The organism is Candidatus Aminicenantes bacterium, from assembly GCA_026393855.1.
In the GTDB taxonomy this organism is placed as follows: Bacteria; Acidobacteriota; Aminicenantia; order Aminicenantales; family UBA4085; genus UBA4085.
This window is the reverse complement of the sequence record JAPKZJ010000067.1, coordinates 1-21,232: the sequence shown is the minus strand read 5'-3', so window position 1 is coordinate 21,232 and position 21,232 is coordinate 1. Positions and strand designations below refer to the sequence as shown.

Annotated in this window: 16 protein-coding genes; 8 read left to right on the top strand and 8 right to left on the bottom strand. The window is 63.0% G+C overall.

The genetic code is table 11. From position 1 onward, the window contains the following. The coding region (locus NTZ26_07170; protein MCX6560280.1) for an amidohydrolase family protein at window positions 1-1,195 on the bottom strand (1,195 nt) is incomplete at its 3' end. A gap of 150 nt (window positions 1,196-1,345) precedes the next feature. On the opposite strand from NTZ26_07170, the gene NTZ26_07165 reads away from it, so the two are divergent. Further along, window positions 1,346-1,999, top strand: a complete 654-nt coding sequence (locus tag NTZ26_07165; protein MCX6560279.1) for an HAD family hydrolase — start codon at window positions 1,346-1,348, stop codon at window positions 1,997-1,999. Here NTZ26_07165 and NTZ26_07160 read toward each other — a convergent pair. Together NTZ26_07160 and NTZ26_07155 are read right to left on the bottom strand one after the other, a co-directional pair. After that, a complete protein-coding gene (locus tag NTZ26_07160; protein ID MCX6560278.1) occupies window positions 1,996-3,738 on the bottom strand; it encodes a hypothetical protein in 1,743 nt (580 codons plus the stop codon). The two genes, NTZ26_07165 and NTZ26_07160, sit on opposite strands and share 4 nt — an antisense overlap. Before the next feature lie 327 nt (window positions 3,739-4,065). Beyond that, window positions 4,066-5,058, bottom strand: coding sequence for a hypothetical protein (locus NTZ26_07155; protein MCX6560277.1), 993 nt, complete (start codon window positions 5,056-5,058; stop codon window positions 4,066-4,068). 83 nt (window positions 5,059-5,141) lie between these two features. Between NTZ26_07155 and NTZ26_07150 the strand changes: the two genes are divergently transcribed. Genes NTZ26_07150 through NTZ26_07140 form a run of 3 tightly spaced genes read left to right on the top strand, consistent with a single transcriptional unit; the run spans window position 5,142 to window position 8,180 of the window. Next, window positions 5,142-5,642 (top strand): hypothetical protein, encoded by a 501-nt coding sequence (locus tag NTZ26_07150; GenBank protein MCX6560276.1) that lies wholly within the window; start codon window positions 5,142-5,144, stop codon window positions 5,640-5,642. Then, window positions 5,596-6,327, top strand: a complete 732-nt coding sequence (locus NTZ26_07145) for a hypothetical protein (protein ID MCX6560275.1) — start codon at window positions 5,596-5,598, stop codon at window positions 6,325-6,327. The genes NTZ26_07150 and NTZ26_07145 overlap by 47 nt, the downstream gene beginning before the upstream one ends. Before the next feature lie 2 nt (window positions 6,328-6,329). Next, a complete protein-coding gene (locus tag NTZ26_07140; GenBank protein MCX6560274.1) occupies window positions 6,330-8,180 on the top strand; it encodes a hypothetical protein in 1,851 nt (616 codons plus the stop codon). Window positions 8,181-8,193: 13 nt separating this feature from the next. Here NTZ26_07140 and murJ read toward each other — a convergent pair whose 3' ends face one another. Next, window positions 8,194-9,753: a murein biosynthesis integral membrane protein MurJ gene (gene murJ, locus NTZ26_07135; GenBank protein MCX6560273.1), complete on the bottom strand. Its 1,560-nt coding sequence runs from the start codon at window positions 9,751-9,753 to the stop codon at window positions 8,194-8,196. Between the two features lie 284 nt (window positions 9,754-10,037). Here murJ and NTZ26_07130 point away from each other — a divergent pair, with 284 nt between their 5' ends. Beyond that, the gene (locus tag NTZ26_07130; GenBank protein MCX6560272.1) at window positions 10,038-10,793 is read left to right on the top strand and encodes an aldolase/citrate lyase family protein; all 756 of its coding nucleotides are present in this window, start codon (window positions 10,038-10,040) and stop codon (window positions 10,791-10,793) included. A 205-nt stretch (window positions 10,794-10,998) separates the two neighbouring features. Here the strand turns inward: NTZ26_07130 and mgtA are convergent, their stop codons facing one another. From mgtA to NTZ26_07110, 4 genes are all read right to left on the bottom strand, one after another. Then, on the bottom strand, window positions 10,999-13,545 hold the full coding sequence (gene mgtA, locus NTZ26_07125) for a magnesium-translocating P-type ATPase (protein ID MCX6560271.1): 2,547 nt from the start codon (window positions 13,543-13,545) through the stop codon (window positions 10,999-11,001). Window positions 13,546-13,558: 13 nt separating this feature from the next. After that, window positions 13,559-16,123, bottom strand: coding sequence for a glycosyl hydrolase-related protein (locus NTZ26_07120; GenBank protein MCX6560270.1), 2,565 nt, complete (start codon window positions 16,121-16,123; stop codon window positions 13,559-13,561). A 100-nt stretch (window positions 16,124-16,223) separates the two neighbouring features. Continuing rightward, window positions 16,224-17,222 carry a substrate-binding domain-containing protein gene (locus tag NTZ26_07115; protein MCX6560269.1) on the bottom strand — a complete coding sequence of 333 codons (999 nt, stop codon included), beginning with the start codon at window positions 17,220-17,222 and terminating at the stop codon, window positions 16,224-16,226. 71 nt (window positions 17,223-17,293) lie between these two features. Beyond that, window positions 17,294-17,836, bottom strand: coding sequence for a hypothetical protein (locus tag NTZ26_07110; GenBank protein MCX6560268.1), 543 nt, complete (start codon window positions 17,834-17,836; stop codon window positions 17,294-17,296). 91 nt (window positions 17,837-17,927) lie between these two features. Between NTZ26_07110 and NTZ26_07105 the strand changes: the two genes are divergently transcribed. From NTZ26_07105 to NTZ26_07095, 3 genes are all read left to right on the top strand, one after another. After that, the gene (locus NTZ26_07105) at window positions 17,928-19,199 is read left to right on the top strand and encodes an MFS transporter (GenBank protein MCX6560267.1); all 1,272 of its coding nucleotides are present in this window, start codon (window positions 17,928-17,930) and stop codon (window positions 19,197-19,199) included. 140 nt (window positions 19,200-19,339) lie between these two features. Beyond that, on the top strand, window positions 19,340-20,821 hold the full coding sequence (locus NTZ26_07100; GenBank protein MCX6560266.1) for a serine hydrolase: 1,482 nt from the start codon (window positions 19,340-19,342) through the stop codon (window positions 20,819-20,821). 117 nt (window positions 20,822-20,938) lie between these two features. After that, a partial coding sequence (locus NTZ26_07095; GenBank protein ID MCX6560265.1) for a hypothetical protein occupies window positions 20,939-21,232 on the top strand: 294 nt, incomplete at its 3' end.

The window sequence follows — 21,232 nt, the reverse complement described above, 5'->3', positions numbered from 1 at the left end:
CGGGGTGGGCCTTGAAGGCCTCTTCGTAAATGTTTAGGATCTCCCGATTGGCCCGGTCGCCGATGGCGTGCACACAGAGCTGGTACCCGTTCTCGACGGCGAAGCGGGCCGTCTCGCGGAGCGCGTCGAGGGGCTCGGTGTTGAGGCCGGTCGAGGTCGGCAGGTCGGCGTATGGCTCCAGAAGCCAGGCGCCGTGCGCGCCCAGGGCGCCGTCGATCAGCCGCTTGATGGATCGGACGGTCAGGTGATCGGCCCCGTAGCCGATGATCTTCCATTCGGCGGCATGCTCGGCCAGCCGCTTGTTGCCCTCGCTGAGCATGACATTGAGACGGACCCCAAGCCGGCCCTGGTCGATGGCGCTCTTGTAGAGCTCGATCTGGGACCAACCGGCGCCGGCGTCGGTGACGCTGGTCAAGCCCTTGGCCAGGCACTCGCGGTCGGCCAGCTCGATGATCTTGCGCTGTTCGGCCTGCTTGTCCTCGGGGGTGCGGGAGGCCGCCCATTGGTTCAAGGGCCGGCGCACCAGCCCCTGGGCCGTCTCGAGAAAGGCGCCGATCGGCCGGCCCTTGGCATCCTTGATGATCTCGCCGCCGGCGGGGTTGGGCGTCGCGGCCGTCACGTTGGATAGGACCATGGCCTTGGCATTGGCCAGGCAGGAGTGGCCGCTGGCGTGGGTCAGAACCACGGGATTGTCCGGCGAGACCTTGCTCAACGCGTCGTGCAGCGGCAGGCCGTCGATATTCGGCTCGGGCTTACGGTCCCACTTTTCCTGATGCCAGCCCCGCCCGGTGATCGGCTCGCCCGGCTTGGCCGTCTTGACCGCAGCCGCCACCATGGCCACGATCTCGTCCCAACTGCGAGCCTTGGTCAGGTCGAGGGACAGGCGCGCCTGCCCGATGCCGGTAAAATGCAGGTGCGAATCGATGAGGCCGGGTGTCGCCAGCCGGCCGCCCAGATCGACGACCTGAGTCGCCGGTCCGATATAGGCCGCAATCTCCTTGGCCGTGCCGAGGGCCACGATCTTATCGCCGCGGGCGGCCAATGCCTGGACCTCGGGCTTGGCCTCGTCCATGGTCACGATCTTGCCGTTGGTCAATACGAGGTCGGCCGGCTCCGGCTTCGATCCGCAGCCGGCAAAGGCCAGGGTCGAAGCGAGAAGCGCAAGAGCGAACGGGCGGAGCGTCTTGGGGATCATGGGCTCTCCTTCCTTCCGATCCGTTTTTACACTATTTCCCAGGGCCCGGCAAGGCGAGGCTCTGCTCGCCCTCGTCAGGAGGATCGCTTCGAGTCTCCTCGCGAGGGATACAGCGGCATATGGTAGAATACCGCTTCCACGGAGACTCCCATGAAACGGCGCGCAGCGATCTTCGACCTCGACGGCACCCTCCTCGACACGATCGAGGACCTGACCGATTCCATGAACGCGGCCTTGGCCGCTTACGGGTTCCCGGAGAAGACCGTCGGCGAGTGCAGGCTCCTAGTCGGCGATGGGCTGGCGACCTTCATTCATCGAGCCCTGCCCGAGAGCCGGCGCGATGATCCGACGTTCACGGCGAAGCTGACCGCGGCCATGCGGGCCGAATACAGCCGGCGGTGCATGATCAAGACCAAGCCCTACCCCGGGATCGTCGCGATGCTGGAGGCGCTGCGCGCGCGCGGCATCTCCCTTTCGATCCTTTCCAACAAGCCCCAACCGGCGACCGTGGACGTCGTCAACCGATATTTTCCGGGGTTCCCCTTCCGTTTCGTCTTCGGGGCGCGCGAAAACGTGGCGATCAAGCCCGATCCTGCCGCCGCGCTCGAGATCGCGGCCGCCCTCAGCCTGCCGCCGGCCGAGATTCTCTACCTGGGGGACACGAACACGGACATGCAGACAGCCGTCGCGGCCGGTATGTTCGCGGTCGGGGCCCTATGGGGCTTCCGGACGGAGAACGAGCTATTGGCCAATGGCGCCCATGCCCTCGTGACCCGCCCGGAGGATGTTTTGAGTTACTTTTAAGCCCGGGCGGCCAGCTTCATCTTGGCCGTCGTCTCCCCCCCGTTCAGCCGCCAGAGCATGGGCTGGGGGCGATCCAGGCCTTCGACGTGCTCGGGCGCGTTCTCCCAAGGGTGATTCAGAATCAGGGTGTAATCCGAGAAGTGCTGCCAACGGCGCCGCGGCAACCCGGTGACCATGTGCAGATGGTTGGCCGGGATGCCGACCTTGACCAGGTGCGAAGGCACGTGCTCGAAGGTCAGGAAGGTGTGCGGCCAGGAATAATCGGAGGCGTGGCAAACGCGCTCCAACAGCGGGCCGGGCAGTTCCTGGCTTTCAGCCTCGCCCTGGATCATGGTGAACATCCCGCTTAGATCCGAGTAGCCGATCCGTCCCGCCATCCCCTTGAGCCCCTTGGGCGAGACGAACCCGACCGAGAACCCGCCGCCGGGGAAATAGTGTTTGACGGCCTTGAATAGATAAGCCCGTTCGGAGAAATCGAGCGAGGCGCTGCCGCTGTTGTTGCCGTCGATAAAACCCCGTTTCATCCAGGCGGCGTCCCGGAAGGGCTTGAGGTCGAGGCCCAGCTCGCGGGCGTTTTTCTCGATCTCCCAGGGCTCGTAGACCTTGCGGAAGTCCATGAACAGCGTCGGGCGCCCGCCCGAGAGCCAGCACTGGGTGATCATCGTCAGCAGGCCCTGGATGTCGTTCTCCGTGGCGAACGGCACAACCGGTTTGGGGCCGTTATGGTCCCGGCTGGAGTTGAAGAGCGACTCGGCGATGTCGGCGGTGGTCATGGGCAGGCCGCGGCGGTCCGAACCCCAGGCCAATTGGTTCGTCCAGCCTCCGGCCACGGCCCCGACCTCGGCCATGGCATTTCTGATGATGAGGTACAGGGCCAGCCCGTCGTCCAGCATACGGCGATCTTCCGCCGTCAGGGCCGGCGGCTTGACGTTGCCCCCGGTATAGATCCGGTAGCTTTTGTTGATGATCTCGACGGTGTTGTTGAAGATCCGGCCGCCGAACTTGACGTTGAGGGCCCATTCGCGAAGAGCCCGCAGCTCCTGGGGGTCGTAGCCGCCTTTCTTGCGCAGCATGTCGGCGAAGATCTTCATCGATTCCCGGGTCGATTCCAGGCCCAGGAAGCGGCGGGTGGCATGGACATGATTGAGCGCGGTCTCCATCTGCATCGAGTCGGTGTCCACCGAGAGGAACCGCCGGCCGCGCAGGGCGACCACGGTCAGCACGGCATAGGCCAGGTCGACGATTTCGTCCTTGGTCTTGTCGTCGTAATCGGGGTCGGCGCCGGTCTCCGGCATCGTCCCGATGACCATCGGGCAAAGCCGCCCGGTCTGGGCATAGGCCCCGACCAGCGCGTCGATGCCCACGACCCCGGGCTTGGGGGCGTTGTTACCGCCGACGCAGGCCAGCGGAGTCGAGGCGGGGAAATGGGCCGTCAGGGCCATGGCCGTCTTGCCGGGGAAGAACCAAGTGTCGGGGACGATGAACAAGGCTTCCGCCCCGGCTTCCCGCAGCTCCAGAGCCGCCTCGTCGGCGGTCTTCTCGTTATCGACCAGGCGGGATGCATGGACGACATTGGGCGCGGACCCATCGGGGAGGCGGAGCCGGTCGGCTAGCAGACGGGCCGTCCGCACGCCGATGGCGAAGGCGCGGGATCGCGAGGCCTCGTCGATGCGCGGGTCGCAGGGAACGAACACCGCCAAGGTCGGCAGGCCGGGCTTCTTTCTCTTGATGAAAGGCATCTCTCTTCCTCCTCGATCTGACCCCATTGTACTCATTCCACACGGCACGGTTCAACCTTTTCAGGATTGGACGCGAAGTTTGACGCCTGCTGGAATCGAGGGTATATTTATGGACGCTCGGAAGAAATGGAAGGGAGGGCCATCCAAGGCGCAATCTCTTGCGGGAGTCGGAGCGCGAGCTGTCCGCTCCCCGGCCCTCCTTCCTCCTACTTGCCCATTTAGTCGTTCGCCCCCCCCAAAAATTGAAAATCCCCCGCCCCGAACTTTCCGCAAAGCTCGGAGACGGGGGGTTTTGTTGACTTATAATAGTTTACGTCGTTCCTGTTGCTACTTCTTCGTGACCGTCACGGCGCTATGCACATTGTTCGAGCCGGACAGGTTGATGGTGTGCTTGAGGACGAAGGACCCAGTGCTGGTTCGCTGATAAATCTCGTTGTAATCCTTGGATCCCGGCGCGCTGCAGGCTTGGGTGAAAGTGTTGGTCGCATCCAGGATCGAAACGTTATCGACCCAGGCTTGGTCCCGGCGGATGCCGTTGTCTCCACCGCTGACCGTGACGCTCATCTTCAGGCTGATCGATTTCAGAGATCCGCCGGAAGTCGAGAATGTGTAAGTGACCGAATCGGTCCAACCGTTGTTTTCGTTTGGGTTGGGAGCGGTATCGGCGGGAGTGAAAGAAACGGTTCCCGGCGTGTCGCCATACCATTCCGAATAGATTTCGACATGCCAGGCGGTGCTGAAGCAGGCGCTCTTGTAGACATAGGTGGTATCCGAGGTGCCGGAATCGGATTTCTTGATCACGTATTTCCACAGTAAATAAGCCCCGGCGCCGATGACGGAAAGGAACAGGAGCGTGCCGAACAGCCCTCCCAGGAAGCTGCGCCTGCGGACCGCGGTCGAGCCGGCGATGGTGCCGGCAGCGCCGGTGCAATCCGCTTTGTAATATTTAAAATTCTTCAGCTCCAGTCCCTCAATCGACCTGCCTTCGCCCAGGACCGCCTTGGCCCGGCAGAAATACTTGATCGCCAGCTCCTTGAACTTAAGCATCTCATAAGTCGCGCCCATCAGCAGGAAGGTCTCGCCCTTGAAGCTGTCCCGGCCTTCGATCGGAGCCAAATCGCCGATGAGTTTCTCCAGGATGGTTTTGGCCTCGGGGTACTTGGCCGCGAAGTAGGCTTCGCGAGCCTGGGCCAAGGCTGTTTCGAAGGGATCCTGCTGATTGGCCTGAGCGGCCAAAGCAAAGTGGGCCTCGCCGGCGATGAGGACGCACAGGGCGACGGCCAGAATTTTACACAGCGACCATTGTTTGAATGTGCTCATTTTCCACCTCCCTGTGGCTAAAACATAAATGGAAAAAGGCGGGTTGTCAAGGCTGGAAATCTGTGCTATCTCTGGATCTGGGAATGAAAAACATCAAGCTCGTGGCGGCCTTTCTGGCCGTTTCGATTCTCCTCGGAGCGGCCCCGTCCTTCGCCCAGGACGCCGGCCGGGCCGAAGAGCCGAAGGCGCCGGAAAGGAGCTTCGGCCCGCTCGAAAAATCTCTGCTTATTCCCGGCTGGGGCCAGTTCGCCGAAGGACGCTATCTCAAAGGCGTTTTATTCCTGGCGGCCGAGGTTTTCTGCCTCGCGGCGGCCCTGCGCCAGAACCATCTCGGCAACGAGGCCTATCTCTTCTACAAAGCCGCGGCGACCCGAGAGGACACGGTCCGGTTCCGGGCGGAGGCCGAGATGAGGGACGCCCGCCGAAATCAGCTCCTCCTAGCCGGGGCCGCCGTCTGGGCCCTCAATCTTCTGGACATCGCCCTCATCGTGCGCGGCAAGTCGGATGCCGCTAAAACCCTTTCGTTCAGGATCGGACATGACGAGACGCTGGCGTTGGTGGCCGTGGCCGGCTGTCGCTTTTAGCGCCCTCCTCCTGGGCGCCTGCAAGGACCGGCTGTTCGACAATCCCCTGGATCCCTCCGTCTCGGAAGTCGTCTTCGAGGTCGTGCAGACGATCAACGGACCGGCGGCGTCCCCGCGAGGACTGGTCTGGGACGGGGCCGCGCTCTGGCTCGCCGACGGGGCCTCCGGCGCCCTTTTCAACCTCAACGCCTCGAACGGCATGGTCGTCCGCACGCTCCTCCCTCCGGCGGCCGGCCTGTCCGATGCCGCCTACGACGGCGCGGACCTCTGGGTCTGCGGCGAAGCCGACGTCTTCATCTCCAAGATCGGATTCATCGGCGGCGACGTGCTCAAGCGGCTGAACATGCAGCGGGGCGCGTTCACCGCGCTCGAATTCGCCCTGGGCGCCCTCTGGGCGGCCGACGCCCAAACCAACAAGATTCTGAAGATCAACCCCGAGACGGGCGAAGTCCTGGGCTCCTTCGCCAACCCGGGGACGAGAGCCTCCGGGCTGGCCTTCGACGGCACCCGGTTCTGGATCTCCGACGCCGGCACCCTGACCATCTATCGGGTCGATACCGAAGGGCGCGTTCTGCGGCGATACCTCTCGCCGGGCCAGTCCCCGCAGGGTCTGGCCTTCGACGGCCGTTTCCTGTGGAACGCGGACGGGAATCAGAAGCTCTACCAGCTGAGGTTCCAGAATTGAGGGTGCACCGCACGGCCCTGTTCCTCCTCGCCCCGCTCCTTCTCGGCGCCGCCGAGCCCCCGCAGATCCGGATTCAAGGCGCCTATCTCGCCTTCAGCTACGACCACGCTCAGATCCTCGGCGACGATATCAGCCTGACCTGGCGCGGCTGGACCATCACGGCCCAGGCTGTCAAAATCGATATCGCGGCCCGGGCGGGTTCTGTCATCGGGCGGGTCCGAATGGCCAAGGGCGAGGCCCGCTTGGAAGCCGACGAATTCCTCTTCGACGCCGGGAGCGAGACGGGAGTGATAGTTCGATACGGGGACGAGATAAGCGAAATCCCCTTTCCCGCGGATCGGAAGCCGCAAGACCTCGCGGCCGAAACCAAGGCTCGCCGGGCGACTCTGGAAGGCGCCTCATGGGCCAAGATGCGCGGCTCGCTGCTCTACGCTTCGGCCAAAGCCCTCGACATCATGTCGTCCTTCGAAGTCTACGGTGATGAGATCCTGATGCACGTCGAGGGCGTGGAATCGGTCGGGTTCAAGCGCTTGAAGCTCTCCGCCGGGGACAAGCCGCAGGCCGGCGGGCTATCCCTGGACCGAATCTGGTTCTCTCGTAATCAGGGCGTGTTCGGCGATATGAGCTTGACCTTGAATCGGGATAAGGTCCTGCGGAGCCGAACCCTTCTGCACTATGAAGAGCACACCATCCTCTCGAGCTACATCGGACTCCCCCGCCAGCTTGATGCGCAGACTTCGAATGTCTGGTCGGCCTCGGCCAAGCTCGATTTGGGCCTGGAGGGAAACTACAGCACCACGAGCCTCGGCAACGCCCGCGTCTTCGCCCTGGTCAAGAGCCGCGACGACAAGCGAAATACCACCTTCGACCTGGCCTACAACAAGCCCCTGCAATCGGAGGGCGAAACCTGGCTGGGGATGCGGACCGAGCTGAAGTCCGAGGGTTGGGGAAATCTAACCATCTCCGGGCGCCAGGAACGGCACGACCAGACGCTGGCCGACCTGACCTACGCCAAGGACTTCGGCAAGCGCGTCCACCTAGGCCTGGATACAAGGTATTCGCATTTTCGAATCGGCGGCCGGGGCGCGACCGCCTCACGCATCCTGACAGGCGATATCCGCCTCGCCTATGACGCCGCGAGCTACCAGGCGGCCGCGGAATACCATTTGAACGACGATTTGCTGGGCAACCGGCGCTTGAGCCGTCCCCAGCTTCAATTGGCCGTGAAGCCGGTGACGTTTTACGGCGGGCTACTGACCGCGTCCCTCACGAACACGCTCGTTCTAAGCGCCTTGAGCGATTCGACAAAGACCAGCCAGAGCTACAACGACAACGCGGCTTTCAGTCTGGCCGCGGCTCCGATCCGAATCCGGACGGGGTTGACGCTCCGCACTTCCCTCTCGGCCGAGCAGTTCCTGGAGAAAGAAGGCCGCAATTTTACCTCGGGAGGCCTTATTCTGCAGGCCGTCCAGGAGTTCGCCCCGGGCGTCACCCTGGAAGTTTTCTACAGCGCTCAATCCCGCCGACGCACCCAGGGCTGGTTGATCGAGGGGACGACCAGCCAGAACCTGACGGCCGCCTTCCGCGTCCGAACGGGCGGGCGGATCGACGGTTGGGTGTCCGTCGCCTACGATCCCAAATACGGCGATTGGAAGCAGGGCTTCGCCGACGTCTCGCTGGGCTTGATCAAGAATTGGCGGATCCAGTCCATCTTCAACTACGATTTCTACGCCGGCCGCTTGGCCAACATCGACCTCTACCTTGTCCGTCGAGCCGGCCGCTTCGATTTGAGGTTTGTCTGGCGGAGCCTGTCCAAGCAGTTCCTGATCGAGCTGGTGCCGGCCATCCGCTGATCGATTCCGGCCGTCAGCCCAGCCGCAGGAAGCGCCGGACGTAGGCTTTGACCTCGTCAAGGCCAAGCAGGAGCGCGGCGGCGTAGAACACGGCCGCTCCCCCGGCTCCCGCAGCCGCAACGAGCGCAAGTTGGGCCAGCCGGCCGTGGCCGAGAACGCCGGCGACGAGGCGGGCAACGCCGAAGGCCGCTCCCCCGCCGCACAAGCTCGCCAGGATCATCCGTCCGAAATAGGAGAACAGCGGCGCCGCGTGCAGCGAGCCGATTTTGCGCGGCAGAAGGACGAAGAGGAGCCCCGCGTTGACGACCGCGGAGATCGTGGCCGATAGAGGGAACGCCCGAATGCCCAGGACGCCTTTGAGAGACAGGTTGAGGACGATGGTGCAGCCGACCGCGATAAAGCTCGCGATCATGGGCGTGCGGGCGTCTTTATGGGCGAAGAACACGGCCGCTAGATTGCGCAAGGCCGACATGAACGGCACCCCGAGCATATAGAGGACGAGGATCGCGGCTGAAGCGGCGCCGTCGGCAGCGGTGAACCGGCCGTGGACATAGATGAGCGAGGTGATCGGCCCGGCTAGAACAGCGATGAGGATCGAGGTCGGGACGGTCAGGAAAAGAACCATGCGCAGGGAGTCCTGCAGGGTGGACCGGACCGAGTCCCGGTCGCCCGCGGCTACGAACCGCGCGAAAGCCGGCAGGGCCACGGCCCCGATGGCGATGCCGAAGAGCCCCAGCGGCAGGTGCATGACTCGGTAGGCCGATTCGAGCCAGGACAGGCTCTTCTGGGGCAGACTGGAGATGAGCATGGTGTTGACGAAGAAGCTGATCCGGGGCCCCGACAAGCCGATGGCCACGGGAACGAATAACGACAAGGCTTGGCGGAAGGCCGGGTCGCGAAAACAGACCACGAACCGGTAGCGGAAGCCGCCCCGATAGAGCCCGGGGACCTGGACGAGGAATTGCATCAGTCCGCCGGTCATGACGCCGATGGCGGCGCCCAGGACCGGCTCCATGCCCCGCGATCGCAGGTAGGCGAAGAGCGCGAGCGGCGTCAGGAACGAGAAGACGTTGAATACGGCCGGGGCCACGGCCGGGACGAAGAACGAGCCGTTGGTGTTGAGAACGCTCATGGCCCAGGCGGCCAGGGCGATGAAGAGCAGAAACGGGAACATCACCGCCGTCAGCTGGCCGGTCAGGGCGAGCTTGCCGGGGATCTTGTCGAAGCCCGGGACGAAGGCCCTGGCCAGCGGCCCAGCGGTCAGGATGCCCAGGAGCGTCAGCGGCCCGACCACGACAAGCAGGGTGTTGAGGATGTTCGAGGCAAAACGGTTCTCCGCCTCACGGCCTTTCTTCTTTTCGTCGGTCAGGACCGGGACGAAGGCCGAAGACAGGGCGTTTTCGGCAAACAGGTCGCGCAGCAGGTTGGGAATGCGAAAGGCGGCCCGGAAGGCGTCGTTGGCCAAGCCGGCGCCGAAAAGATGGTTGATGACCATCTCCCGCACCAGGCCCAGAACCCGGCTTAGAGCCGTGCCCAGGGTGAAGGAGCGGACGCCTTTGGCGATGTCGGCCATGGATGCAGTCTCTTTCGGCGGGAGTATAGCATAATTGCCTTATCTGTCGTCCCGCATTGGCGGCTTGGTCATTCCGATCTGCTTTTCTTGTCGTCCCGAGGACGGCGTGCGTCGGACGCGGGGGACCTCGCTTGATCCGTTTTCTTGTCATCCCGAGCCCGAAGGGCGTGGGGATCTCGTATTTCTAGGTCCTCGCGATGACAAGCAGAAGCTGCTGTCATGGCGAGGACGACAAAATTTAGAAAACGCGATAAGATACCCGCTCCCAACTCCAGGAGACCCTCATGGCCAAGCCTTTTAAAGTCGCCCTCAAGGAAGACGCCCCGCAAATCGGGCTTCTCCTCTCCCTCCCCTCGCCCGAGATCGTCGAGATCTGCGTCGAGGCGGGCTTCGATTGGCTGTTCCTCGACATGGAGCACGGCTTGCTGGACTTCATCATCACCCAGCGCATGATCCAGGCCGCCGCCGGACGCGCGTCTTGCATCGTCCGGGTCCCGGCCAACGAGCCGGTTTGGATCAGCAAGGCCCTCGACCTCGGCGCCGACGGTCTCATCTTTCCCCACATCAACACGGCCGAGGAAGCTGCCGCGTGCGTGCGGGCGGCGCTCTATCCCCCGCTCGGAGCCCGGAGCATCGGCATCGCCCGCGGCCAGGGGTATGGCGTCAGGGTCAAGGAGACCGTGGCAGGCGCCAACGCCGACGTCACCCTGATCGCCCAGGCCGAGCACATCGACGCGGCCCGCCACATCGAGTCGATCCTGGAAGTGCCCGGCATCGACGCGGTGTTCATCGGCCCCTTCGACCTTTCGGCCAGCCTGGGCCTTCCGGGCAAAATCGACGACGTCCGCGTCCAGGATGCCATCGGCACCATTTTAGCCGCCTCGAGGATCAGGCGCATCCCGGCCGGCATCTTCGCCGCCGTCCCGGAAGCGGCCAGGGCAGCCTGCACCCGGGGATTCTCGTTCGTTTGCGCCGGCACGGATTCGTCGCTGTTGGCGAGGACGGCGAAAGAGACGGTCGACATCGTCCGCAGCCGATAATTCCGGCTCGTTGTGCGTCTCGGAAATTTATCGACTAAATCCCAAGCATGCTAAACGCACAACCGCCGGGGAGTATGAGGGGGGCGGCGAGGCCCCCCTCAGGGGGTCAGCGGAGCGCCGAGGGGGGAGCTTGTCTCCCCCCTGGAAGTGTCCCGTCTCCACGGCGATTATGGGATTAGTATTTATGAGACGGGACACTAGCGATTCAGTAACGGATCCGGCGGTAGAAGATCTGTTTGGCGAATTCGTTGGCGGCCACATATAAGCCGGTGATGCCCAGCAACGCGGCCATCATCACGGGCGGCAGCGGGACAAAACCGAAGATGGGGCCCACCCCGGGCAGGTAAGGCAGGACGATGGCCGTCAACCCCACCAGGAGAGTGCTGCCCCACAACCAGCCCCCCGGCTTGCTCTTGAACAGCGACCGGTGGGTGCGGACGACCAGAAGGATGAACAGCTCCGTAAACAACGATTCGACGAACCAGCCGGTGCGGAATTGGCTTTCCCCGGCCCGCAGCACCAGCAGCAGCAGGCCGAAGGTGAGGAAATCGAAGACGGAGCTGATCAGGCCGAAGACGATCATGAAATTGCGGATGTAAGCCACGTCCCATCGCCGCGGCCTGTCCACCATCTCCGGATCCACCGCGTCGGAGGCGATGGTCATGGCCGGGAAATCGGACATGAAGTTGTTCAGCAGGATCTGCTTGGGCAGCAGCGGCAAAAACGGCAGGAACATCGACAAGCCCGCCATGCTGAACATATTGCCGAAATTGGCGCTCGTGGTGGTGAAGACGTACTTCAAGGTGTTGGCGAAAGTCCGGCGGCCCTGTTCGATGCCGTGGCGCAGGACATCCAGGCTCTGATCCAACAGCACGAAATCGGCGGCTTCTTTGGCCACGTCGACCGCGCTGTCGACCGAGATGCCGACATCGGCGGCGTGCAGCGCCGGAGCGTCGTTGATGCCGTCGCCCATGTAGCCCACCACGTGGCCGGTCTTGCGCAAAGCCGAAATGATGCGCTCTTTCTGATTCGGATCCACCTCCGCGAACAGATTCACCCGCTCGGCCTGCTGCCACAAAGCCTCATCTCGCATCCGGTTCAGCTCGGCCCCGGTCAAGACACCCGTCACCTTCATCCCGGTCGCCTGGGCCACATGGAGGGCCACCCGCCGGTTGTCGCCGGTGATGACCTTAAGGGTGACGCCCAGATTTTTCAGGTCGGAAATAGCCTTGAGAGCATCCGGCTTGGGAGGATCGAAGAACAGCAAAAACCCGATAAAAGTCATGCCGCTTTCTTCTTCGACCGAGTAGCGCTCCCGCGGAGCGACCTCTTTGGTCGCCAGCCCCAGAACCCGGAAACCCTGCTCGCTCCAACCGGCGAACTTCGCCAGCAGGGCCGCCTGGCGGGCTTCATCCAACAAGACGGCTTGGCCCGCTTCCAGGATATGCGAGCTGGCCTCCAGGACCTTATCCAGCGCGCCTTTGGTGATCAGAGTATACGTCGAGCTGTTCCGCGCGGTATCCTGGACGGCGATGCTGAGGCGTTTGCGCAAAAAATCGTAGGGGATCTCTTCCGTCTTGACGAAGCTCCCGATTTCGGGTTGTTTCTGCCGCAGAATCGCTTCATCCAGAGGGTTCGCCAACCCGGTTTGGAAGCGGGCGTTGAGGTACGCGTTCAGAAGAACCTGATCGGAGGCGTTTCCCAAGGGGTCCAAGGCGCCGTCCAGGCTGACGACACCCAGAGTGAGCGTACCGGTTTTATCGGTGCACAGCACGTCCATGCTGCCGAAGTTCTCGATCGCGGCCAGATGCCGGACGATAACGCCCTTTTTGGCCATGCTCTGCGCGCCCTTGGCCAGGGTAATGCTGATGATGGCAGGCAATAGCTCGGGGGCAACGCCTACGGCCAGAGCGACGGCGAACAGCAGCGAGTCCACTGCCGGCTTATGCAGAAAGACATTGATGGCGAACACGACCAGGACCAAAGCCATCATCACCTGCGTCAGCATACCGCCGAATTGCCGGATGCCGCGCTCGAAATCCGTTTCCGGCGAACGCAAGGCCAGCTTCTCGGCGATCCGTCCGAATTCCGTGCGCACGCCCGTCTCGCAGATCAGGACGCGGGCGCTGCCGCTGCTCACGTTGGTGCCCATGAACACGCTGTTTGTCCGCTCGGCCAAGCCGGCATTTTCGGCAACGGCCCCGGCTTTCTTTTCCACCGGAAAAGTCTCGCCGGTCAGAATCGCCTGGTTGACGAAGAAATCATCGGCCTGGATCACGGCCCCATCGGCCGGGATGAGGCTCCCCGCCGAGAGCAGCACGATATCTCCCGGCACGACCTCTTCCGCCGGGACGATTCGCGGCTCCCCGTCGCGCAGGAGGTTGGCCCGAAGGGTCACCCGGCTGCGCAGCTTTTCGACCGCATGACCGGCCCGGTATTCCTGGACAAAGCCCAAAACCGCGCTGGCAACAACGATGGCGAGAATGATGCTGGCGTCAATCCAGGCCCCGGTCACAACCGAGATGACGGCCGCAAAAACCAAGATAAGGACGAGCGGGCTTTTGAACTGACGGAGAAGAAGCAGCCAGGGCGCCGCCTTCTTGCGGCGCTTCAGCGCGTTGGGACCTGATTCGGCCAAACGCTCTTGCGCCTCCGCGCTGCTCAAGCCGAGCCGAGAGCCCTGCAGCGCGGCCAATAGGTCTTCGACAGACCGAACCCAATAGGTTGAGGCCGGCCATGTCTTCGGGTTCACGAAAACAATCCCCTCAGCGCTCTTTGGCCGAGGGCCTGAGCTTCAGTGTTTCGATGGCGTACGGCCCGACCTTGAAAGCGATCTCGCTCCCCGTCGGCGGCAGAGGCTTGCTCTCGAGCTCGATGATGCTGGTCGTCTCCGCCCCGGCCCATTTCAAACCGCCGCCCAGACGGACCTGGGCCGACCGGCCTTCGATGTCGTAACAGCGCAGGATGACGCCGTCGTCGTCCTCGGCTTTTTTAACCGTCCCGAAGAGAACATTTTCGGCCGAGAGAGCGAAAAAACTCTCGCTCTCGGGAAGAGACGCCCCCGCCCCGGCCGCCGAGACCGCTACGGCCCTCAGATCGTGATTGGCGGCGATGCCGTCCTTATAGCCGTTCCGCCACCCGGGCCGATGGCTGGTCAGCGAGAAGCGGTAGTGATGGTCTCCCTCCTGGAGATACCAATTCCCCTGCCCGTGGCAGCTGCGGCGCGACGCCAGCAGCAAGCCCTGAAGCACGGGATAGGCCACGGGATTGTCGGTAGGATCAACGTAATCGTTGACGGCGACGGGTGTCGTCATCGTGACGCCAAGCGCTCCGTCCCCCGCGTAGAGAAAATTCTGGACTTCGCGCGGCCGGATGTCCGACATCTCCTGATCGTAGACGAGCGAGCCGTAGGCGGGTCCGCCCGTGCCCTTGGCCTCGCTCTTGCCGACCTCCACCACCCCCATCGGCACCTCGTAGGCGACATCGCCCTTGGCCGCCGCCACGGGTACGGCCAAACGGAATTCGCGATAGGGCGATCCGTCCCAGCCCAGGAGGGCGACTTCGCAGTCGATCCGCTTGACGGCTTTATAGAAAATAAGCTTTTCCTCGACCGTGCAGTCTGAAAGCACTTGGCGGAATTTAAAAACGTCTTTAACCGGGCCGGACTCGTCCGCGGCGAACGACCAGGCGGGATTGTGCCGGCTAAGCTTGTCGAAGCCCTCCATGGTCGGGGCTTGGACGCGGCCGAACTCGCCCGCGCCGTTGCCGACGGATTGCATGGTGAAGATTTCGAAGCCCAGGAACTTGTCGGTCTTGATGACCTCGCGACCGAGCTGCTTGTCGTACAAACCGCGCAGGCCTCCGCCCGCGAACTCGGCCCGATAGAAGGCGTTCTCGTAGATCTCGGGCGGCGAGTTGAGGATGGGCGCCGGATTCGCGGCCCCGCCCTCCGGCTTATAATAGTAGGTTGCATAGCCGGCCGGCGGGATGTCGCGGACGATGAACTCCACGCGCTGCTTATCCGCGGCCTGCTCCGGAAGCGCCGGCAGAACCTGGATGGGCGTTGCCGCGCCGGCCGCGTCACGGACGCTCGATGCCCCGGCGGCTTTGGGAACTTCGACGATGACAGGACCGGTCCGGGCCCAAGCCAGGTCATTAAAGACGACCATCGGAGCGCCCTTATCGGCGATTGTCTTGACGCGCCCGGCGATTTCCTTCTGGGCCTTCGCCAACACGGCTTCGCCCGTCTCGGCCGCAAACTCGTAGGTCTTGCGGAACAGACGGTCCGTGACCTGCCCCTCCTTGCCGCCCCAGCCGTGATCGGGATAGACGGCGCAGCGCCAGGCCTCGGTCAGGGACTCGGCCGGGTAGCCGCTCCAGCTTCCCTTCAGGACGGCCGACGCGACGCTGAACATCTCGGCCGCGGGAAGCAGAAGGCCCGCCCGCCGATGAGCGTCGACGGCCCAATGATGGGTTGGGCCGTGGATGTAAAGCCACATATTGGGCCGTTCGCCCTCGACCCGGCGGAACGGCGGCGTGCCCTTGTCCAAAGCCTCGAAGAAAGCCCGGGCCGAGGAATACTGCATCGTCGTCCCCGGCTTGGTTTGATTCCAAAGAGCGATCAGGGAGCGATAATCGGTCGGCTTGGAGAAGTCCTCCGAATGGAGAAGCGGCATCTCGGCCGGCCAGCCGCCTTGCTTATAGAGCGGCGCCATCTTGTCGAGCTTGCCCGCGATGGCCTTGACCGCGGCTTCCTCCGGCTTGGCGTTGAGCAGGGCCGAGGAGTTGCCGTAATGCCCCGGCGTGAAAGCCAGGACAGAGCTTCCATCGGGGCTGGCCCAGCGGTAGAAGCCTTCGTGGTAGCGGCTGATCACCATATAGGGCACGCCGGCCTTGCTCAGGATCTGCTGCATCTGCAGGGCCCGGCCCGGAACGTCGGGGTTGAAGTAGACCTTGGCGTCGCAGCCGGGGAAGTTCTTGATTAGCCAGCGGCGGCCGTAATAGACCTGACGGATCAGCTCTTCGCCGGTCAGCAGCGATTCGTAGGGCTGGGTGTAAGTGGCCCCCCACTCCATCCGCCCCTCCCGGGTGTAGCGCTCAATCTCGGCCCGCCGGTCGGGGTGGCGCTCGAGGTACTCACGCAGGTTGAGCATGTTCTCCATCACGAAGCGATAGTCCGGATGGGTCCGCATCATCTCCAGGGCGGGCGTAATGCAGTTTTCGTCCCGGTACTTCATGCAAGCCTCGGGGCTGTCCATCCAGGCGATGTCCTGGTGGCTCGAGGATAGGATGTGGATCCGGAACGGGACGGGCGATTGTTGGGCGTCCATGGGCGCTCCTACAAGAATCAAAATGACGGCGGCTAAAATCACGCCGAGGGAGGACAGGCGCATCGGTTTCATAACGGGTCCTTTCGCCGAATAAAAGCTGTCATCGATCCAGAATGGAGAGGTCTGGCCGCAGGAGGCGGCGGATAAGCGGGTCGTCTTTGTTTTCGGAGGTGGCCAGGAAGACGCCCGTGTCGACCGTCTTCTCGTAGGGTTCGCCGCGGAGGTGGGCCACGGCCGTCTTGACGCTCTTGTAGCCCATCTGGAAGGGGTCCTGCAGGACCAGCCCGGCCAGCCGGCCCGCGCCCAGCGCCTCGATGAGCTTGCTCGAGGAATCGAAGCCGACATGGATCAGCTTGCCGGCCCGGCCGTGATCCTCGATCGCCCGCAGGGCGCCGAAGGTGGTGGATTCGTTGGGCGTAAAGACGGCTTGGACCTCGGGAAAACGATTGAGCAGATTCTCGGCCGTCTGGTAGGCCGTCTCGGTGGTCACCCCGGCATATTGATTATCCGACAGTATCTTGACGTTCGGGAACTTGGAGTGCATGGTGTCGAGAAAGCCCTGCTCCCGTTTGGTGCTGCCCTCGACGCTGGCGATGACTCGGATCAGGATGGCCGTGCCCCTCCCCCCGAGAAGCGCGCCGATCCGCTCCGCCGCCACGACGCCCCCGCGGTAATTATCCGTCGAGATGTAGGCGACATAAGAACCGCCGCTCAAGGCCGAGTTATAGATGACCGTGGGAATCCCCAGGCGCGCGGCTTCCTCGACTGGGCGGACCAGGGCCTTGTCGTCCATCGGCGTCAAGACTAGGGCGTCGACTCCGGCGTTGGTCAGGGTTTCGACGATCTGGATCTGCTCGTTGCGGTCGTCTTCCTTGAGCGGGCCTTTCCAGATGATCTCAACGCCCAGCTCGCGGGCCGCGGTCAGGGCGCCGGCATGGATGGCCTTCCAAAACTCGTGGGTCGTGCCCATCGGGATGACGGCCAGGGTCAAGGATTTGGACCCGCGCTTGCCCGCATCCCCCCCGGGGCGGCAAGCGGCCGCCGCGATCAAAGCGACGACAAGGAGGAGAAAAAAGAAAAAACGGCGGGGCGAGCGCATGCCGGGGGTCTCCTTTAGGAATGCATCCGAGACATTTGGATAACACAACGACAGGGGAGAGTCAAAGCGCCTCAAGAGGCGTTCTTGACCCGGGCCATCTTGCTTAGCCCCTCCAGGATTACCGCCAGGTTCTCGGGCGATTGATCTTTGATCTGGATGACTTCGAGGTCTTTGGTCGGCTTGCCTTTGATCCCCCCGAGTACGGACATCGCCGCGGCGCCGATGGTGCCGCCGATGAAGGCCCGGCTCCAGTGTTTGGATGTCGGGTTCTTATCCCCCGCGGTCAGGCCGCCTATGACGGCGCCATAGAACGCACCCTGGATGAAGCCGTTGAAGGCGCCCAGGGCTTTGGAGATCTTCGGGATGCGGACGATCCTGATGTCGGCCATTTCGATGAACTCGTAGGAGCCGGCCGAAAAATCGGCGACGACCATCGTCGCCTTTCGGACCGCGATGAGCTCGCCGACCAGCTCCGATCCGTCCATCTTGACGACTTCGATGCGAACGCCATATTTGATCTTGGCCGAAAGAAACGGCGCGGCCGCCAACGATCCCAGCGCCATCAGAAGGAGGATGGCGGCGGGCTTGGCGGGCCGGCGGCGGGTGAATCTCACGATGCGGTTCCGATCGCCGCTATTGTATCACCAAACTCCTGTTTCCCGCTTCCGTTTTCGGGCCAATCCCGATATGATAAGGCACCTGGCCATGACACAGGCAGCCGACGATCCCAAACCCCGCGGGCGGTTCCGCTGGACCGTCTGCGCCCTTCTCTTTGCCGCCGCGACGATCAATTACATCGATCGGCAGGTCATCGGCATCCTGGCCCCCACCTTGCAGAAGATCTTCGGCTGGAGCGAGGTCGACTACGGATACATCGTGACGGCCTTCCAGGCCGCCTACGCCATCGGCTTAGCCGTCTTCGGCCGCCTTGTCGACCGCTTCGGGACCCGACTCGGCTACACCGCCGCCATTCTGTTCTGGAGCCTCGCCGCCATGGCCCACGCCGCGGCCCGCTCCGCCATCGGCTTCGGCATGGCCCGCTTCGCCCTCGGACTGGGCGAATCCGGCAACTTTCCGAATGCGATTAAAAGCGTCGCCGAGTGGTTCCCCAAGCGCGAGCGAGCTTTTGCCACCGGCATCTTCAACGCCGGGACCAACGTCGGGGCGCTCATCGCCCCGGCCATGGTGCCGTGGCTGACGATCAAGTTCGGCTGGCCGGCCGCCTTCATCGCCACCGGCGCCATCGGCTTTATCTGGATCATTTTCTGGCTGGCCTTCTACGAGATTCCGGAACGCAAGCGCGGCCTCGATCCCCGCGAGCTGGCCTATATCCAGAGCGATCCGATCGAAACCTCGACCGAGAAGATCCCCTGGCTCAAGCTCCTGCGCTACCGCCAGACCTGGGCTTTCGTCTTAGGCAAGTTCCTGACCGACCCGATCTGGTGGTTCTACCTTTACTGGCTGGCCAAGTTTCTCAACGCCCGTTTCGGCCTGACCCTGTCCGGTTTGAGCCTGCCGCTCATCGCCGTCTACCTGATGACCGATGTCGGCAGCGTCGGCGGCGGGTGGGCCTCCTCGGCCCTGATCAAGCGGGGCCATTCCGTCAACGCTTCGCGCAAGCGGGTCATGCTCGTTTGCGCCCTTTTGGTCGTACCCGTCATCGCCGCGCCCAAATCCACGACGGTCGCCATGGCCGTCCTGCTCATCGGGATCGCCGCCTCGGCCCATCAGGCCTGGTCGGCTAACATCTTCACCTTTGTCTCCGACATGTTCCCCAAGCGGGCGGTGGGCTCGGTGACGGGGTTGGGCGGGGCCGCGGGCGCCGCGGGCGGGATGCTCTTCGCCTCCGGCGCGGGCCACATCATCGAGAAGACGGGAAGCTATACGATCCTCTTTATCATCGCCGGCTCGGCCTACCTGCTCGCGTTATTGATTATCCAGCTGCTCGCCCCGCGTTTGGAACCGGCGGATCTGTAACCGGCTCGCGCGGGTCCCTGTCCGGAGATGCGCTCCGGGTTTCGCCATCCTCCGCTCGCTTCGGTCCGTATTAATTGTGGACGAGCCCAGCCATACCAATTTCTTCCCTCGTTGAAAAAAATGGACCGAAGGAGATTAGTTTGAGCGCCAGATCAAGAATCGCTATTTTAGCCGCGGCGGCATCGCTCATCGTCGGCGGCTGTCAAAACAAGCCCGCCCCTGAAAGTCCGGCAAAAGATCCGGCCCAAATCCAGGCTATGGAGAACTCCCTAAAGCCGGCCATGTACGCCAAGGGCCAGCCGATCGCCGCCATGAACATCCTGGACCGGATGAAGCACTACCATGTCCCGGGTGTGAGCATCGCCGTCATCAATCATGGGAAGATCGAGTGGGCCAAAGGGTACGGCGTCAAGGAAGCCGGAGGCCAAGATCCGGTGACCCCCGAGACGCTCTTTCAAGCCGCATCCATCAGCAAACCGGTCACGGCACTAGGCACGCTCCGGCTCGTCGAGCAGGGATTTCTCGATCTCGACGCTCCGGTCAACGACGAGCTTATCTCCTGGAAGGTTCCCGAGAACGAATTCTCGAAAAAAGAGAAAGTTACCCTGCGCCGCCTTCTGACCCACAGCGCCGGGTTGACGGTCTCCGGCTTTCCCGGATACGCCGTCTCCGAACAGATCCCGACGCCGGTTCAAGTGCTCAACGGCGAAAAACCCGCCAACACGCCTCCCGTCCGCATCGACACGATCCCCGGAGCGCAATGGCGATATTGTGGCGGCGGGTTCGTGGTGACGCAGCTTCTCGTATCGGATGTGTCGGGCCGGCCTTTTCGGGAATATATGAAAACGACGGTTCTGGACCCCCTGGGTATGCGCCACAGCACGTTCGAGCAGCCGCTCTCTCGGGAAAAATCGGATCAGGCCGCCTCGGGGCACCTTGCGGATGGCGAAGCCGTCAAGGGCAAGTGGCATATCTATCCCGAGCTGGCCGCAGCGGGATTGTGGACGACGCCATCGGACCTCTGCCGCTTCGCCATCGAGATCGAAAAGTCGGTGGCCGGAGAATCCAATCGAGTCATCTCCCGGCCAATGGCCGAAAAGATGTTGACCCCGGGAACTGGGGACTGGGGCCTGGGAATCGGGTTGGGCGGCGCGACGACGGAAGAAAAGAAATCTTTCAGCCATGGCGGGGGCAACAAGGGCTTTACCTGCATGTTGTTCGCGTTTGTCCACAAGGGCCAAGGCGCGGTCATCATGACGAATTCGGATAGCGGGAACGATCTGGTCATGGAAATCCTTCGTGCCCTATCGTCTGTTTACGGCTGGTCGATTCTTCAACCCAAGGAAACGGCTCTCATCGAGATCGCCCCTGACAAGCTCGCCCCGTATGTCGGGGATTATCGCGCAACCGACGAACCCGATACGCCCGTTCTCGTGTCCATCGAAGGCCATCAGCTTCACGTCAAATCCCCGGATACGGGCGATTGGGCCTTGTTCCCCATCTCCGAGACGGAGTTTGTCTACCTGGATGGAGGATCGTCCATTAATATTCTCAAAGGACCAGATGGCCGATTTGACAAAATCCAGCGCTGGGGTACGGTGCTTTCCAGGAAGAAAGGGTGATCGGTCTTCAGGCGGGGATGATCCAGCCTCTGTCGTTCGGATTCGCACCCCGGCACCCGGTCATGATCGATAGGCTGGCATGGGAACCAGCATTGCCGTACAATCCGCTTCCGACCCATGCCTCCCCTGTTCAAAGAGCTAACCGCATCCGAGCTGCATGACCGGCTGGCGCCGCTGGGCGTTTCCCTGCGCCTGGCCCGGCGTCTGCAGGCGGCGGTGCTGAAGCACGATTCCTTCCCCGAGAGCCTTCCGGAGGTATCGGACAAGCTGCTGGCGCGATTGCGGGAAGAGGTTCAACTGCCTCGGCTGGTCCAACAGGCCAAGGCGGTGTCCGAAAAGGACGGCTTCTCCAAATATCTGTTCCAGGGTGATGGGCCGGAGCCGTTCGAGGCCGTCGGGATCCCGCTGGTG

What these genes read in the sequence shown, in the direction of transcription:
- NTZ26_07165 (MCX6560279.1), top strand. Translation starts at nt 1,346, where the DNA reads ATGAAACGGCGCGCAGCGATCTTCGACCTCGACGGCACCCTCCTCGAC.
- NTZ26_07160 (MCX6560278.1), bottom strand. Translation starts at nt 3,738, where the DNA reads ATGCCTTTCATCAAGAGAAAGAAGCCCGGCCTGCCGACCTTGGCGGTG.
- NTZ26_07155 (MCX6560277.1), bottom strand. Translation starts at nt 5,058, where the DNA reads ATGAGCACATTCAAACAATGGTCGCTGTGTAAAATTCTGGCCGTCGCC.
- NTZ26_07150 (MCX6560276.1), top strand. Translation starts at nt 5,142, where the DNA reads ATGAAAAACATCAAGCTCGTGGCGGCCTTTCTGGCCGTTTCGATTCTC.
- NTZ26_07145 (MCX6560275.1), top strand. Translation starts at nt 5,596, where the DNA reads ATGACGAGACGCTGGCGTTGGTGGCCGTGGCCGGCTGTCGCTTTTAGC.
- murJ (MCX6560273.1), bottom strand. Translation starts at nt 9,753, where the DNA reads ATGGCCGACATCGCCAAAGGCGTCCGCTCCTTCACCCTGGGCACGGCT.
- NTZ26_07130 (MCX6560272.1), top strand. Translation starts at nt 10,038, where the DNA reads ATGGCCAAGCCTTTTAAAGTCGCCCTCAAGGAAGACGCCCCGCAAATC.
- NTZ26_07120 (MCX6560270.1), bottom strand. Translation starts at nt 16,123, where the DNA reads ATGGACGCCCAACAATCGCCCGTCCCGTTCCGGATCCACATCCTATCC.
- NTZ26_07115 (MCX6560269.1), bottom strand. Translation starts at nt 17,222, where the DNA reads ATGCGCTCGCCCCGCCGTTTTTTCTTTTTTCTCCTCCTTGTCGTCGCT.
- NTZ26_07105 (MCX6560267.1), top strand. Translation starts at nt 17,928, where the DNA reads ATGACACAGGCAGCCGACGATCCCAAACCCCGCGGGCGGTTCCGCTGG.